Origin of the sequence: Kitasatospora sp. NPDC101183 (assembly GCF_044767945.1) — a bacterium.
Taxonomy (GTDB): Bacteria; Actinomycetota; Actinomycetes; order Streptomycetales; family Streptomycetaceae; genus Kitasatospora.
This window is the reverse complement of sequence record NZ_JBIWOW010000017.1, coordinates 117,886-132,246: the sequence shown is the minus strand read 5'-3', so window position 1 is coordinate 132,246 and position 14,361 is coordinate 117,886. Positions and strand designations below refer to the sequence as shown.

13 protein-coding genes are annotated in these 14,361 nt (G+C 74.2%); 7 read left to right on the top strand and 6 right to left on the bottom strand.

All coding sequences use genetic code 11. The annotated features are described in order from the left end of the window. Positions 1-36: 36 nt before the first annotated feature. The gene (locus tag ACIRRS_RS24410; RefSeq protein ID WP_402974422.1) at positions 37-612 is read right to left on the bottom strand and encodes a TetR/AcrR family transcriptional regulator; all 576 of its coding nucleotides are present in this window, start codon (positions 610-612) and stop codon (positions 37-39) included. 166 nt (positions 613-778) lie between these two features. Between ACIRRS_RS24410 and ACIRRS_RS24405 the strand changes: the two genes are divergently transcribed. From ACIRRS_RS24405 to ACIRRS_RS24380, 6 genes are all read left to right on the top strand, one after another. Further along, on the top strand, positions 779-1,372 hold the full coding sequence (locus tag ACIRRS_RS24405) for a dihydrofolate reductase family protein (RefSeq protein WP_402974419.1): 594 nt from the start codon (positions 779-781) through the stop codon (positions 1,370-1,372). Between the two features lie 78 nt (positions 1,373-1,450). After that, a complete protein-coding gene (locus ACIRRS_RS24400; protein ID WP_402974416.1) occupies positions 1,451-1,888 on the top strand; it encodes a gamma-glutamylcyclotransferase family protein in 438 nt (145 codons plus the stop codon). Between the two features lie 172 nt (positions 1,889-2,060). Next, positions 2,061-3,353 (top strand): precorrin-6y C5,15-methyltransferase (decarboxylating) subunit CbiE, encoded by a 1,293-nt coding sequence (cbiE, locus tag ACIRRS_RS24395; protein ID WP_402974413.1) that lies wholly within the window; start codon positions 2,061-2,063, stop codon positions 3,351-3,353. Next, positions 3,350-4,129 (top strand): precorrin-4 C(11)-methyltransferase, encoded by a 780-nt coding sequence (gene cobM, locus ACIRRS_RS24390; RefSeq protein ID WP_402974410.1) that lies wholly within the window; start codon positions 3,350-3,352, stop codon positions 4,127-4,129. Before cbiE ends, cobM begins: the two co-directional genes overlap by 4 nt. Beyond that, the gene (locus ACIRRS_RS24385) at positions 4,126-4,908 is read left to right on the top strand and encodes a cobalt-precorrin-6A reductase (RefSeq protein WP_402974408.1); all 783 of its coding nucleotides are present in this window, start codon (positions 4,126-4,128) and stop codon (positions 4,906-4,908) included. The genes cobM and ACIRRS_RS24385 overlap by 4 nt, the downstream gene beginning before the upstream one ends. A 256-nt stretch (positions 4,909-5,164) precedes the next feature. Then, positions 5,165-5,677, top strand: a complete 513-nt coding sequence (locus ACIRRS_RS24380) for a protein phosphatase (RefSeq protein ID WP_402974406.1) — start codon at positions 5,165-5,167, stop codon at positions 5,675-5,677. A 25-nt stretch (positions 5,678-5,702) separates the two neighbouring features. Here the strand turns inward: ACIRRS_RS24380 and ACIRRS_RS24375 are convergent, their stop codons facing one another. Both ACIRRS_RS24375 and ACIRRS_RS24370 read right to left on the bottom strand, forming a co-directional pair. Then, entirely contained in the window at positions 5,703-7,232 is a 1,530-nt protein-coding gene (locus tag ACIRRS_RS24375) for a UDP-N-acetylglucosamine 1-carboxyvinyltransferase (RefSeq protein WP_402974404.1), read from the bottom strand. Between the two features lie 161 nt (positions 7,233-7,393). After that, positions 7,394-8,536 carry a cobalt-precorrin-5B (C(1))-methyltransferase gene (locus ACIRRS_RS24370; protein ID WP_402974401.1) on the bottom strand — a complete coding sequence of 381 codons (1,143 nt, stop codon included), beginning with the start codon at positions 8,534-8,536 and terminating at the stop codon, positions 7,394-7,396. Positions 8,537-8,851: 315 nt separating this feature from the next. On the opposite strand from ACIRRS_RS24370, the gene ACIRRS_RS24365 reads away from it, so the two are divergent. Further along, positions 8,852-10,600 carry a TIGR03767 family metallophosphoesterase gene (locus tag ACIRRS_RS24365; protein WP_402974398.1) on the top strand — a complete coding sequence of 583 codons (1,749 nt, stop codon included), beginning with the start codon at positions 8,852-8,854 and terminating at the stop codon, positions 10,598-10,600. Positions 10,601-10,777: 177 nt separating this feature from the next. On the opposite strand, the gene ACIRRS_RS24360 is transcribed toward ACIRRS_RS24365, so the two are convergent. From ACIRRS_RS24360 to ACIRRS_RS24350, 3 genes are read right to left on the bottom strand one after another with little or no spacing between them, the layout of a single operon-like run. Then, positions 10,778-12,298 (bottom strand): precorrin-2 C(20)-methyltransferase, encoded by a 1,521-nt coding sequence (locus ACIRRS_RS24360; RefSeq protein WP_402974395.1) that lies wholly within the window; start codon positions 12,296-12,298, stop codon positions 10,778-10,780. Then, positions 12,295-12,921: a precorrin-8X methylmutase gene (locus tag ACIRRS_RS24355; protein WP_402974392.1), complete on the bottom strand. Its 627-nt coding sequence runs from the start codon at positions 12,919-12,921 to the stop codon at positions 12,295-12,297. The genes ACIRRS_RS24360 and ACIRRS_RS24355 overlap by 4 nt, the downstream gene beginning before the upstream one ends. Continuing rightward, the gene (locus tag ACIRRS_RS24350; RefSeq protein WP_402974389.1) at positions 12,918-14,201 is read right to left on the bottom strand and encodes a hypothetical protein; all 1,284 of its coding nucleotides are present in this window, start codon (positions 14,199-14,201) and stop codon (positions 12,918-12,920) included. Before ACIRRS_RS24350 ends, ACIRRS_RS24355 begins: the two co-directional genes overlap by 4 nt. Positions 14,202-14,361 lie beyond the last annotated feature (160 nt).

Sequence of the window (14,361 nt, the reverse complement as noted above, 5' to 3'; positions counted from 1 at the left end):
GGTCAGGCGGTGGACGCGGTCAGGCGGCGGACGCGGTCAGGCGGCCGGGACGATCCGCTCGACGATGGCGTCGATCAGGGCCGTCAGGCCGTCCGTCCCCAGCACCTCGGGGAGGGTGAGCTGTTCGAGGACCAGGCCGGTCATCGCGAGGTAGAGCACGACGACCGTCTCCCGGTCGCCGGGGAGGCCCTGGCCGAGGTGGTAGGCGACGTTGGCGTCCAGCTCATCGCGGACGGCCTCCGTGAGGCGGGTGCGCAGTTCGGGGCGGCGGGTGGCCTCCAGACGCAGCTCCAGCAGGGCGACGTAACCGGCGCGGTCCTCGGAGATGCGGCGGAAGATGTCGCGGACCAGTGCCTTGACCAGGTCGCGGTCGCGGGGGGCCCGCAGCAGCTCGGCGATCATCACCGGGTCGGGCGTGAGCCGGTGGTGGATGTGCCGGGCGGTCTGGTTGAGCAGGTCCTCGCGGTTGGCGAAGTAGTTGGAGGCCGTGCCGTTGGGCACGCCGGCCTGCACGTCGACCGCGCGGAAGGTGAGGCCGCGGGCCCCCTCGCGGGCGAGGACCTCGATGGTGGCGTCGGCGAGGGCGGTGCGGCGGGCGGGGTTCTGGACCATGGGCCGATTCTCTCTTCCAAGGACTCGGGGCCTCGTTCCGGCCCCGGGCATCACTGCGACTGGACAACCACTACGGATGGAGTACTCTACCTGGAGTGGTTGGCAGGACGGGCCGGAACGGACCGATCCGCCACCCCCGTCACACCCCCGACCTCCAAGGACATGGATGCGCAAGCTCACCTACCTCATCGGCGCCACCATCGACGGCTACATCGCCGCCCCCGACGGTGACTTCGGCTTCTTCAACCCCTTCGTCACCGAGGACTACGCCCCCGCGCTGTTCGCCGAGTATCCGGAGACCATCCCCACCCCCGCGCGCGCCGCGGTCGGGATCGCCGAGGCGCCCAACAGGCGTTTCGACACCGTCCTGATGGGGCGCGGCTCCTACGAGCCCGGGCTGGCCGTCGGCATGACCAGCCCCTACGGGCACCTGCGGCAGATCGTGTTCTCCCGCACCCTCGCCCCGGCGCTGGAGCCGCAGGTCGAGATCACCGCCGAGGACCCGCTCGCGGTCGTGCGCAGGCTCAAGCAGGAGGAGGACGGGCTCGGGATCTGGCTCTGCGGCGGCGCCGACCTCGCCGGGCAACTGCTCTCCGAGATCGACGAGCTGATCGTCAAGCAGTACCCGGTGGTGGTCGGCGAGGGCGTCCCCCTGTTCCGCGCGGGCTTCGAGCCGCGGGCCTTCACGCTCACGGACAGCCGGATCTTCGAGCGGGGGAACGTGGTGCTCACGTACGAGCGCGCGGCCTCGGAGCAGTGACGGGCCGCGGGTACCACCGGTTCCGCCGGACGCGGGCGGGGCGTACCGTGGGCGGCCCCGCCCAGGAGGTCCGCACCCGTGTCCGCCCCCGTGCCCGAGCCCGCTGACCGCCTGCCGTTCTTCGTGTACGGCACGCTGCGCAGCGGCGGGCACAACCACGCCGCCCTCCTCGCCGGGCGCTGCGCGGACGTCCGGCCGGCCGTGCTGGACGGCGCCGCGCTGCACGAGGGCCCCGGGTACCCGTTCGCGGTACCGGACGCCGCGCCCGGGCGCCGGGTGGTCGGCGAGCTGATCACCGTCCGCCCCGGCGCGTACGCGGCCGCGCTCGCCGCGCTGGACCGGTTGGAGGACTGCCGGGCGGACGGCACCGGGCTGTACGTGCGGCGGCGGCTCCCGGTACGGGTCGAGGGCGGGGCGCGGGACGCGTGGGTGTACCTCGCGGGGCCGACGGCCGCGGCGCGGCTGCGCGAGCGGCCGGCGCCGATCGCCTCGGGGGACTGGGCCGCGAACAGATGACAGCGAACAGGTGACCGTGAGCAGGTGACCGCGGACGGCTGACAGAGAACAGCGAACAGATGACAGAAAACAGATAACAGATGTCAGCGAACAGCTTTCATCTTTCGTTTGCTGAACTCTGTTCGCCAGGTAGGCTGCCCCGGCCAGCAGCAATGAACCACGAGGAGCACCGGTGCCCGAGCAGCCACTCCCGATCACCGTCGTCGGGATCGGCGCCGACGGCTGGAACGGCCTCGCCCCCGCACCCCGGGACGCGCTGCGCGAGGCCGAGGTGATCATCGGTAGCCCCCGGCAGCTGGACCTCCTCCCCCGGCCCGAGGTCGGCGCCGAGCGCGTCGCCTGGCCCTCCCCGCTGCGCCCCGCCGTCCACGGCCTGCTCGCCGAGCACGACGGCCGCCGCATCGCCGTCCTGGCCAGCGGCGACCCCATGTTCTACGGCATCGGCCGCACCCTCACCGAGGTCCTCGACGGCCCCGACCGGCTGCGCTTCCTGCCCCACCCCTCCTCCGTCTCCTACGCCTGCGCCCGCCTCGGCTGGCCGATGGAGTCCACCGAGGTCGTCAGCCTGGTCGGCCGCCCCCTCGACACCCTCACCCTCGCCCTCCACCCCGGCCGCCGCCTGCTCGTGCTCAGCGCCGACGCCGCCACCCCCGCCGCCGTCGCCGCCCTGCTGACCGCCCGGGGCCACGGCGCCGCCCGCCTGACCGTCCTGGAGAAGCTCGGCCACGCCTCCGAACGCCGCCTCCTCGGCAGCGCCGAGGACTGGCCCCACCCGCCCGGCGACCCGCTGAACCTCATCGCCGTCCAGCTCGGCGACGGCCCGCACAACTCCCTCGTCCCCGGTCTGCCCGACGACGCGTACGAGAGCGACGGCCAGCTCACCAAGCGCCACGTGCGCGCCGCCACCCTCGCCGTCCTCGCCCCCTCCCCCGGCGAACTGCTGTGGGACGTCGGCGGCGGCTCCGGCTCGATCGCCGTCGAGTGGCTGCGCGCCCACCGCGACTGCCGGGCCGTCACCGTCGAGCGCGACGCCGTCCGCGCCGAGCGCATCGCCCGCAACGCCGCCGCCCTGGGCGTCCCCCGCCTGCGCGTCGTCTCCGGCGCCGCGCCCGCCGCGCTCGCCGAACTCCCCGCCCCCGACGCCGTGTTCATCGGCGGCGGCCTCACCGCCCCCGGACTGCTGGAGAGTTGCTGGTCCGCGCTGCGCCCCGGCGGCCGGCTCGTCGCCAACACCGTGACGCTGGAGTCCGAGGCGCTGCTCGCCCAGTGGTACCGGCGCCACGGCGGGGACCTCGTCAGGCTCGCCGTCGCCCACGCCGTGCCGGTCGGCGGCTTCACCGGCTGGCGCCAGGCGATGCCCGTGACCCAGTGGTCCGTCGTCAAGCCGGACGCCACCGCCTCCCCGGCCGTCGAACCACCGGCCGGGGACGCACCGCTCAACACCCCTCAGGAGAACGCCTCGTGACCGTCCACTTCATCGGAGCAGGCCCGGGCGCCGCCGACCTCATCACCCTGCGCGGCCAGCGCATCCTGGCCCGCGCCGAGGTCTGCCTGTACGCGGGCAGCCTGGTGCCGCGCGAGCTGCTGGACGAGTGCCCGCCCGGTGCCCGGCTGATCGACACCGCCCAGCTCAACCTCGACCAGATCACCGCCGAGCTCGTCGCCGCCCACCGCGCCGGCCAGGACGTCGCCCGGCTGCACTCGGGCGACCCGTCCGTGTTCTCCGCCGTCGCCGAGCAGATGCGCCGCCTCGACGCGGCCGGCGTCCCGTACGAGGTCGTCCCCGGCGTGCCGGCCTTCGCCGCCGCGGCGGCAGCGCTCAAGCGGGAGTTGACGGTCCCGACCGTCGGCCAGACGGTCATCCTCACCCGGATCGCCAAGCGCGCCACCCCCATGCCCGAGGGCGAGGACCTCGCCACCCTCGGCCGCAGCGGCGCCCTGCTGGTGCTGCACCTGGCCGCCGGGTACGTGGACGACGTCGTCGAGCAGCTGCTCCCCCACTACGGCGCCGACTGCCCCGCCGCCGTGGTCGCGATGGCCAGCCGCCCCGACGAGCTGGTGCTGCGCGGCACGCTCGCCGACATCGCCGGGCAGGTCAAGGAGGCGGGCGTCGTACGCACCGCCGTCATCCTCGTCGGCCGCACCCTGGCCGCCGAGCAGTTCCGCGACAGCCACCTCTACTCCACCGACCGCGAGCGCCCGCACGAGCCCTGCGACCGGCCCGCGGCTTCCGGGGCATGACCCGTCACGTCCTCCTCATCGGCGGCACCACCGAGGGCCGCGCCCTCGCCGCCGCCCTCGACGGCCGCCCCGGCCTGCGGGTCACCAGCTCGCTGGCCGGGCGGGTCGCCCAACCCCGGCTGCCCGCAGGGGAGGTGAGGATCGGCGGCTTCGGCGGCCCCGAGGGTCTGGCCGCCTGGCTGCGCGCCGAACGGGCCGACGCCGTCGTGGACGCCACGCACCCCTTCGCCGCCGGCATCTCCCTCAACGCCTCCCTCGCGGCCGCCGCCACCGGCGTCCCCCTGCTCGTGCTGCGCCGCCCCGGCTTCACCGCCGTCCCCGGCGACCGCTGGCACCACGCCGCCTCCCTCGCCGAGGCCGCCGACCTCCTGCCGGCGCTCCTTCCGCACGCGGATGGCCGCGTCCTGCTCACCACCGGCCGCCAGGGCATCGCCGCCTTCGCCCACCTCGACGGCCCTCACGTCCTCGCCCGCTGCGTCGACCCGCCCGAGCCGCCGCTGCCGCCCTCCCTCGAAGTCCTGCTCGACCGCGGCCCGTTCACCCTCGACGACGAACGCGCCCTGCTGCGCGCCCATCGCGTGGACGTCCTCGTCACCAAGGACAGCGGCGGCGCCGCCACCAGCCCCAAGCTCACCGCCGCCCGCGAACTCGCCCTGCCCGTCGTGATCGTGGACCGCCCGCCGGTCCCACAGGGCGTGCCCGTCACCCCGGACGTCGAGGGCGCGCTGCACTGGCTGGGGCTCTCGGGCTGGTTTCCCGCCGCGCCCGCCCGGGGATGACGCCTGCGCGGACGGAGTCACGTACGGGGCAAGGCCGTTCGGCTCGGGGGACGAGTGGCGGACAAGCGGACGGCCCTCGCCGCCGAGGCCGTCCGGCGGCACCGCGACGACCGCCCCCGGCTCGACAGGATCGCCCACGCCCAGCCCGAACCGCCGCCGACCCGAGAGCGGCGGAGCCCGCCCCGCGGCCCGGCCGTTGGACACACCGGGACACGGACACATCACCGACACGTCACCGACAAGGAGCAGGCCCGCCATGCGTACGCGTCGCGAGGAGCCGAAGCCCGAGGGTCCGTCCGAGCCGTGGAGCCGGATCGCTCCGGGCCTGTGGATGGGCGGGCACTACTACACCCCACCCGGCGGGGAGCTTGAACTCGCCGTCGTCGGCGGGGAGTTCGACCTGGTGGTGAGCCTGTTCACCCTTCCCGGGCACGGCCCGGCCCCTGGCGTGGAGCACCTGGTGCGCGAGGTGCCGGACGACCTGCTCACCCCCGCCCAGCTGCGCGCCGTCCGCGAGGCCGCCGAGGCGACGGCCGAGGCCGTACGGCGCGGGCGGCGGACCCTGGTGCGCTGCCACTCGGGCTACAACCGCTCGGGGCTGGTCGTCGCGCAGGCGCTGATGACGCTGGGCCGCGACGCCGGGGAGGCGGTGCGCCTGGTGCGGGAGCGGCGTTCGCCCTGGGCGCTGAACAACCCGGTGTTCGTGGACTACCTGAACACCGGGCTGGACGTGTCCGAGCTGCTCTCCGGCCTCGGCTCCACCACCTGAGGCCGGAGGGATTCCTGATCAACCGTCAGATGTCGCGGAAGGTCTCGATCTGCGCGCCGATGGAGTTGAGGCGCTCGGCGAGGTCCTCGTAACCGCGGTTGATGACGTACACGTTGCGCAGCACCGAGGTGCCCTGCGCGGCGAGCATCGCGAGCAGGATGACCACGGCCGGGCGCAGCGCGGGCGGGCACATCATCTCGGCGGCGCGCCAACGGGTGGGGCCCTGGACGAGGACGCGGTGCGGGTCGAGGAGCTTGACGTCCGCGCCGAGCCGGGTGAGCTCGGTCAGGTAGATGGCGCGGTTGTCGTAGACCCAGTCGTGGATCATCGTGGTGCCGTGCGCGGCCGCGGCGATGGCGGCGAAGAACGGCACGTTGTCGATGTTGATGCCGGGGAAGGGCATCGGGTGGATGGTGTCGATCGGCGCGGCCAGCTTGGACGGGCGCACGGTGAGGTCGACGAGCCGGGTGTGCCCGTTGTGGGCGCGGTACTCGGGGGTGCGGTCGTAGTCGAGGCCCATGCCCTCGAGCACCGCGAGTTCGATCTCCAGGAACTCGATCGGCACCCGGCGGATGGTCAGCTCGGAGGAGGTGACGACGGCGGCGGCGAGCAGGCTCATCGCCTCCACCGGGTCCTCGGCCGGGGTGTAGTCGACGTCGCGGGTGATCTGCGGGACGCCGTGGACGGTGAGGGTGGTGGTGCCGATGCCCTCGATCTTGACGCCCAGCGCCTCCAGGAAGAAGCAGAGGTCCTGGACCATGTAGTTGGGCGAGGCGTTGCGGATGACGCTGACGCCGTCGTGGCGGGCGGCGGCGAGCAGGGCGTTCTCGGTGACGGTGTCGCCGCGCTCGGTCAGCACGATGGGCCGGTCCATCGGGGCGCCGGGCTGCACGGAGGCGTGGTAGGCGCCGCCGGTGGTGGCGACCTCCAGGCCGAAGCGGCGCAGCGCCGTCAGGTGCGGCTGGACGGTGCGGGTGCCGAGGTCGCAGCCGCCGGCGTACGGGATGGCGAAGCGCTCGGCGCGGTGCATCAGCGGGCCGAGGAACATCAGGACGCTGCGGGTGCGGCGGGCGGCCTCGACGTCCATGGCGGCGAGGTCGAGCTCGGCCGGCGGGGTCAGTTCGAGGTCGCGGCCCTCGTTGATCCAGCGGCTCTTGACGCCGATGCTGGTGAGGACCTCGAGGATGCGGTAGACCTCCTCGATCCGGGCGACGCTGCGGATCGTGGTGCGGCCGGTGGTCAGCAGCGAGGCGCAGAGGATCGCGACGCAGGCGTTCTTGCTGCTGCGGACGTCGATCGCGCCGGAGAGCCGGGTGCCGCCGGTGACGCGCAGGTGCATCGGGCCGGAGTAGCCGAGGGAGACGATCTCGCTGTTGAGAGCTTCGCCGATGCGGGCGATCATCTCAAGGCTGACGTTCTGCTTGCCCTGCTCGATGCGGTTGACCGCGCTCTGGCTGGTGCCGAGGGCCTCGCCGAGCTGCGCCTGGGACCAGCCGCGGTGCTGGCGAGCGGTACGGATGAGGGTCCCGATACGGGTGAGGTAGTCGCCTGTCACTCGGCAGACCATATCTCATGGTTGAGATGACGACAGAATCGATGGCGGGCGTGGCGCGACTTTTGTCCGTTTCTCGCCCCGTATGACCGTCAGATCTTCACATCACCGCGCGATATTACTGAGCTTCCGCTGTACCGGCGGGACTCCCGGGACGACGCCGCTCAGGGCCCCAGCGGTTCCGCGCGGCCCACGATCGTGCCCGCGCGGTCGATGCAGATGACGTCCACCGCCACCGGCGAGCCCAGCAGCACGCCGAGCGCCGTCGCCCGGGCCGCCTCGGCGACGAGGTCCCCCAGCGGCACCCCGGCCGCCCGGCACAACTGCACCGCCTCCAGGCCGGTGTTGGCCTCGGCGACCGCCCGCGCCAGTTCCTCGTCCGCGCCGCCGCGCCGGGCCAGCTCCGCCAGGTACCCCTTGTCCACCTGGGAGCGCGCCGAGTGCAGGTCGAGGTGGCCGGCCGCCAGCTTGGACAGCTTGGCGAAGCCGCCCGCGATCGTCAGCCGGGGCACGGGGTGGCGCTTGAGGTACTTGAGGACGGCCCCGGCGAAGTCGCCCATGTCGAGCAGCGCGTCCTCCGGCAGGCCGTGCACCGCCACCGCGACCTTCTCCGAGGTCGAGCCGGTGCAGCCCGCCACGTGCGTACGGCCCGCCGCGCGGGCCACGTCCACCCCGCGCCGGATCGAGTCGATCCACGCCGAGCAGGAGTAGGGGACGACGATGCCGGTGGTGCCGAGGATCGACAGGCCGCCGAGGATGCCGAGGCGGGGGTTCCAGGTCGAGCGGGCGATCTCCTCGCCGTGGTCGACGGAGACCTCCACCACCACGTCCCCGCTCCCGCCGTGCGACGCCGCCACCTCGGCGACGGCGTCGCGGATCATCTGCCGGGGCACCGGGTTGATCGCGGGCTCCCCGACGGGCAGGGGCAGGCCCGCCTTGGTGACCGTCCCCACCCCCGGACCGGCCCGGAACACCACGCCCGCGCCGGGCTCCCCGGCCCGTACGGTCGAGCGGATCAGCGCGCCGTGGGTCACGTCGGGGTCGTCCCCGGCGTCCTTGACCACCCCGGCCATGGCGGTGGCCTCCCCCTCGACGACGGCCAGCCGCTCGGCGGCGAGGGCGAAGGCGGGCCGCTGGCCCTTGGGCAGGGTGATGGTCACCGGGTCGGGGAAGGCGCCGGTGAGCAGGGCGGTGTAGGCGGCCTTGGTGGCGGCGGTGGCGCAGGCGCCCGTCGTCCAGCCCGGCCGCAGGCCGCTGCTCTTCAGCTGGCCGGCCCGGCCTCCCGCTGCTGCTCCCGCTGGGGCCACCTGTGCCTCGCCTCCGACCGCGTACCGCTGCGACCGCCACGGCCGCACCCGCCGATTTTCCCCCATACGCCCCACCGGGCGCCGACCGGGGCGGCCCCGGGCGCGCTCCGGGCGCGCTCCGGGCCCCTTCCGGAGGGCACCGGGCGCGCTCCCGAGGGCACCGGCCACCGCACGTTCTCGAACTGTTCGGCGCACGGGGCTCCCCGTACGGGCTACCAGCCAGTAATCTTTCGCTCCGTTACTTAGCGGGTTCATGACGCGCGGTCCGGTGGGCGGGGACGCCCGGCCGGGCCTTCGGCTTGTTGGGGGTTCTCCATGGCAGGGATGAGACGACGCACGTTCCTCACCGGCACCTCGGTGGCGGCCGCCTGGTCGGCCCTGTCGCTGGGCGGCGCGCAGTTCGCCTCGGCGGCGGGGCGCGAGAAGGCGCTGGCGGCCACGGCCGCGCGGGCGGTCTCGGTGACCGGGACGACGCTGGAGCAGGTGGCCACGCCCGTCGGCACCGGCGGCTACAAGCGGCTGACGGCCGGGCCGGGCTGGCCGCTGGTGGTGCGCGGGGAGCTCGCCGCGCCGGGCGACGGCCGGGACGACCGCCGCACCGGGCTCGCCAGCTTCGTCCAGTTCAGCGACCTGCACCTGGTGGACACCGAGTCCCCGGTGCGCTTCGAGTACCTGGCCAAGCTCAACGGCAGCGCCTACCGGCCGCAGGAGGCCCTCAACGCGCGCGGCGTCTCCTCCCTCGTCGAGCGGGTCAACTCCCTGGCCGGGGGCCCGTACACCGGCCTGCCGTTCAGCATGGTGATGGCCACCGGCGACAACACCGACAACCACGAGCTGGCCGAACTCGACTGGTACCTCACGGTCATGGGCGGCGGGCGGCTCGCGCAGAACACCGGCGACACCTCCCGCTACGAGGGCGTGCAGAACTCCGGCAACGCCGCGTACTGGAACCCCGAACTCGCCTACTCCGACGGCTACAAGGCCAAGGGCTTCCCTCAGGTGCCCGGCCTCCTGGCCGCCGCCGGACGGCCCTTCGACGCGCCGGGCCTGCGCACCCCCTGGTACACCACCGTCGGCAACCACGACGACAGCATCGAGGGCTCGCTGCCGGACTTCGGGCTGCTGAACGACCTCTACACCGGCCGCTACAAGCTGGAGGGCTGCGACGACGCGACGGCCGCCCAGCTGGCGGACTCGCTGCGGCGCGACCCGGCGGGCGCCGTCCTGCTGCTCGCCAAGCTGATCGTCAGCGGCGAGGCGGTGCGCGAGGTCACCCCGGACGCGCGCCGAAAGCCGTTCACGCTCAAGGAGTTCGCCAAGGCCCACCTCAACCCGGCCGTCACCGGCGCCGGCCCGTACGGGCACGGGTTCACCTCCGACATGGTCGGCAGCGGCAAGCTGTACTACACCTTCCGCGTCTCGGAGAAGGTCGTCGGCATCAGCCTGGACACCACCAACCAGGCCGGATTCGCGGACGGTTCGCTCGGCACCGCCCAACTGCGCTGGCTGGAGCAGCAGTTGCAGGCGCACAGCGGGCACTGGTACGACGGCTCGGGCCGCAAGGTCACGGGCGGGAGCGCGGACGACCTGGTGATGGTCTTCAGCCACCACACCAGCACCAGCATGGGCAACCTGCTGCCGGACCCGCGCAACGTCTTCGAGAAGCGGCACGACGGCAACGAGCTGGTCGCCCTGCTGCAGCGCTACCCGAACGTGGTCGCCTGGGTGAACGGGCACACCCACATGAACCGGATCACCCCGCACGGGCACGCCGTGCCGGAGCGGGCGTTCTGGGAGGTCAACACCGCCTCGCACATCGACTACCCGCAGCACGGGCGGATCATCGAGGTCGCGGACAACGGGGACGGCACGCTGTCGCTGTTCACCACGCTGATCGAGTCCTCCGCACCGTACGGCACGGACTTCGGCGCCACCTCGGACGCGAACCTGGCGGCGCTGTACCGCGAGCTGTCGTACAACGACCCGAACGGCCGGCCGACGGCGCTCCTGGGCACGGGGCTGGACCACAACACCGAGCTGCTGCTCGCCAAGCCGACGCGGTGACGACGGACGGCTGACAGAAAACAAAAAACAGATAACAACTGACAGATAACAGCCGACAGCGAACAGATGTCAGCGGGCAGATTTCATCATCTGTCCGCTGACATCTGTCATCCGTTTTCTGTCAGCTGTTCGGCGCCTGCCCTCGGCCCTCGGCCGTCCGCCGTCTGCCGCCGCCCGTCAGTCCTCCGGGTACCGCCGGGGCGTCCAGACGACCTCCACGCCGCCTCCCCGTTCGACCGCCCGGGTCTGCGAGGAGCCGATCAGCAGGATCGTCCGCATGTCGACCAGTGCCGGATCCAGCTCGCCGAGCCGGACGATCCGCACGCGCTCGGTCGGGCCGCCGACGTCCCGCGCCATGACGACCGGGGTCCCGGGCGCGCGGTACTCCAGCAGCAGGTCGCGGGCCTGGGCGACCTGGGTGGTACGGGACTTGGAGCCCGGGTTGTACAGCGCCAGCACCAGGTCCGCCTCGGCGGCGGCGCGCAGCCGCTTGGCCACCACGTCCCAGGGCTTGAGCCGGTCCGACAGCGACACCACCGCGTAGTCGTGCCCGAGCGGGGCGCCCGCCCGGGAGGCGGCCGCGTGGGCGGCGGTCATCCCGGGGACGATCCGCACCGGCACGTCCCGGTAGTCCGGCTCGCAGGCGACCTCCAGGACGGCGGTCGCCATCGCGAACACCCCCGGGTCCCCCGAGGAGACGACGCAGACCTCGTGCCCGCGCCGGGCGAGGTCGAGGGCGTACTCGGCCCGCTCCGACTCCACCTTGTTGTCCGAGCCGTGCCGCCGCTGCCCCGGCCGCTCGGGCACCCGGTCCAGGTAGGTGGTGTAGCCGACGAGGTCGGTGGCCGCGGTCAGCGCGCCGCGCGCCTCGGCGGTGAGCCACAGCGGCCCGGCCGGCCCGGTGCCGACCACGGTCACGCTGCCCATGCCGTCCGCCGGCCGCACGACCGGCTCCAGGGGCGCGACCTTGCTCGGCAGCACCGCCACCGAGAAGTACGGGACGCTGTCGCCCTCGACCTCGGCCAGCGGCGCGATCCGCTCGCCCTCCATGAAGGCGCGCTCGACGTACTGCGCGTCCTCCAGCCGCCCCGCCCGCTCCAGCGCCCGCCGCACGGCGGGGAAGGTCCGCCCGAGCTTCATGATCACGGCCGAGTCGGCGGCGGCGATCCGCGCCGTCAGCTCCTCCTCGGGCAGCGTGCCGGGGATGACGGTGAGCGTCTCCTCGGCCTCCGTCAGCGGCTGGCCCAGCCGGGCCGCCGCCGCGCTCACCGAGGTCACGCCGGGCACGACCTCGGTCGGGTAGCGGTGCGCGAGGCGCTTGTGCATGTGCTGGTAGGAGCCGTAGAAGAGCGGGTCCCCCTCGGCGAGGACGACGACGTCGCGCCCGGCGTCCAGGTGGGCGGCCAGCCGGGCGGCGGCCTCCTCGTAGAACTCGTCCAGCGCGCCCCGGTAGCCGCCCGGGTGGTCGGTGGTCTCGACGGTGAGCGGGTAGACGAGCTTCTCCTCGATCTGACCGCCCGCCAGGTACCGCTCGGCGATGGAGCGCGCGATCGACCGCCCGTGGCGGGCGCTGTGGTACGCCACCACGTCGGCCTTGCCGATGAGTTCGGCCGCGCGGACGGTCACCAGCGACGGGTCGCCCGGGCCGAGGCCCACCCCGTACATCCGTCCGGTACCGGTGTTCTGACGGTCCGTCATTCCACTTCGCTCGCAATCGCGTTGATCGCGGCGGCGGCGATCGCGCTGCCGCCGCGCCGGCCGCGCACCACCAGGTGCTCCAGGCCCGAGGGGTGTTCGGCCAGGGCCTGCTTGGACTCGGCGGCGCCAATGAAGCCGACGGGGACGCCGATGACGGCGGCCGGTCGCGGCGCGCCCGCCTCGATCATCTCCAGCAGGCGGAACAGCGAGGTCGGCGCGTTGCCGACGGCCACGACCGCGCCCTCCAGCCGGGGCAGCCACAGCTCCATGGCCGCCGCGCTGCGGGTGTTGCCCGTCTTCCGCGCCAGCTCGGGCACGGACGGGTCGGTGAGGGTGCAGACCACCTCGTTGTCGGCGGGCAGCCGCTTGCGGGTCACGCCACTGGCGACCATGTTGACGTCGCACAGGATCGGCGCGCCCGCGTTCAGGGCGGCGCGCGCGGAGGCGACCACGCCGGGCGAGTACACCAGGTCCTCGACCAGGTCGACCATCCCGCAGGCGTGGATCATCCGCACCGCGACCTGGGAGACGTCCGCCGGGAGGGCGGCCAGGTCGGCCTCCGCGCGGATGGTGGCAAAGGACTGGCGGTAGATGGACGCGCCGTCCTTCTCGTACTCGATCACTTGGTGGTCCTCCTGGCCGCGGCGACAGCCCCGGCCATCTGTTCGTTCCTCACGTCGACGGGCGCCGAGGCGTCCGCCGTCCCGTTCACCGTCACCCGGTAGCCCTGCCCCGTGGCGAGCACGTCCACCCACCGTCCGGCCGGGTGTCCGCAGCGCCGCTCGCAGCCCGACCAGTGCACGGGCAGTCCGCCCGGGCCCGTCTCCAGCGCCCGGGCCGCGTCCGCCCGGACATCGGCCAGCGACTTGGCGCAGCCCGGCAGCCCGGTGCAGGCGGTGGCCCGCTCCCAGGCCGAGCCCGCCTCCGTACGGAAGCCGGCCCCGGCCAGGTCCGCCAAGTGCGGGGCCGGAGCCCCCGGCAGCACCACGCCGCGCCAGGGCGTCAGCCGCAGTCCGCCCGCCGAGGCGGCGACCAGCGCCCGCCACTGCGCGGCGTCCGCGCGGCCGAAGCGCAGGCCCACCGAGAGCGCGCCGGGCAGCGCGCCCAGGGCGGGCGCCTCCCCGGCGAAGTCGGGCAGCGCGACCGTCCCGGCGGGCAGCAGGCCGGGCACCTCGCGCAGGTGCCAGGCGCGGCGGCCGGTGTCGCGCAGCGCGTCCAGGAAGGCGCGGGCGGCGTCGAGGACGGCCGCCACCTCCCGGCCGGGCTCGACGGGCCGGCCGTACGCCTCGCGCCCGAGGCGCAGCAGCGCACCGCCGCCCGGAGCACCGCCAGGACCCCCGTGAGGACCGCCGTGAGGACCGCCGACCGCCGAGCCTGCGATCAATGTCACATCGGCGTCGAGCGCGGCGACGTCGCCCCGCCCGTCGTCCAGCGCGAACAGGAACTTGCCGGACAGGGCCGCCGCCCAGTCGCTCGCGCACAGCCGCGCGTCCAGCTCCCGCACCCAGTCCCGTACGCCCGCGGCGCCCTGGCCGCTCAGGCCGGCCAGCGGCGAGGCGACGATGTTGCGCACCCGCTCGTGGGTGTCGGAGGGCAGCAGCCCCACCGCCCGCAGCCGCTCGGCGAGTTCGCCCGCGCAGCCCGAACCCAGGCCCCGCAGCTGGACGTTGCCGCGCGAGGTGGTCTCCAGCGCGCCGTCGCCCAGGACTTCGGCGGCCTCCGCGAGGGCGAGCGCCTGAGGGTCCGTCAGTTCGCCTCCGGGCAGCCGGACCCGGGCCAGGAAGCCGTCGTCGGCGGCATGCAGGCGCAGCGCGCCGGGGCAGACGTCCGCACGGGCCCGGTCGGGCACCCCCCGGCCGGGCACCGCGGCGCCCGTCGCGGCGGGGTCGGGTGTCGGTGGCATGGCGGCGAGCATACAGATGATCCGACCGGTTGCCGCCGTACGTCGTGTCACACCCCCGCCCCGCTCCCCCGGCCCGGCCCACGACCTTCCGGAGCACTCTCCCGCAGGTCAGCCGCACCCCGTACGATGCTGGGCGGGCGGTCCCGGCGGACCGCCCGCA

What these genes read in the sequence shown, in the direction of transcription:
- ACIRRS_RS24410 (WP_402974422.1), bottom strand. Translation starts at nt 612, where the DNA reads ATGGTCCAGAACCCCGCCCGCCGCACCGCCCTCGCCGACGCCACCATC.
- ACIRRS_RS24405 (WP_402974419.1), top strand. Translation starts at nt 779, where the DNA reads ATGCGCAAGCTCACCTACCTCATCGGCGCCACCATCGACGGCTACATC.
- ACIRRS_RS24385 (WP_402974408.1), top strand. Translation starts at nt 4,126, where the DNA reads ATGACCCGTCACGTCCTCCTCATCGGCGGCACCACCGAGGGCCGCGCC.
- ACIRRS_RS24380 (WP_402974406.1), top strand. Translation starts at nt 5,165, where the DNA reads ATGCGTACGCGTCGCGAGGAGCCGAAGCCCGAGGGTCCGTCCGAGCCG.
- ACIRRS_RS24365 (WP_402974398.1), top strand. Translation starts at nt 8,852, where the DNA reads ATGGCAGGGATGAGACGACGCACGTTCCTCACCGGCACCTCGGTGGCG.
- ACIRRS_RS24360 (WP_402974395.1), bottom strand. Translation starts at nt 12,298, where the DNA reads ATGACGGACCGTCAGAACACCGGTACCGGACGGATGTACGGGGTGGGC.
- ACIRRS_RS24350 (WP_402974389.1), bottom strand. Translation starts at nt 14,201, where the DNA reads ATGCCACCGACACCCGACCCCGCCGCGACGGGCGCCGCGGTGCCCGGC.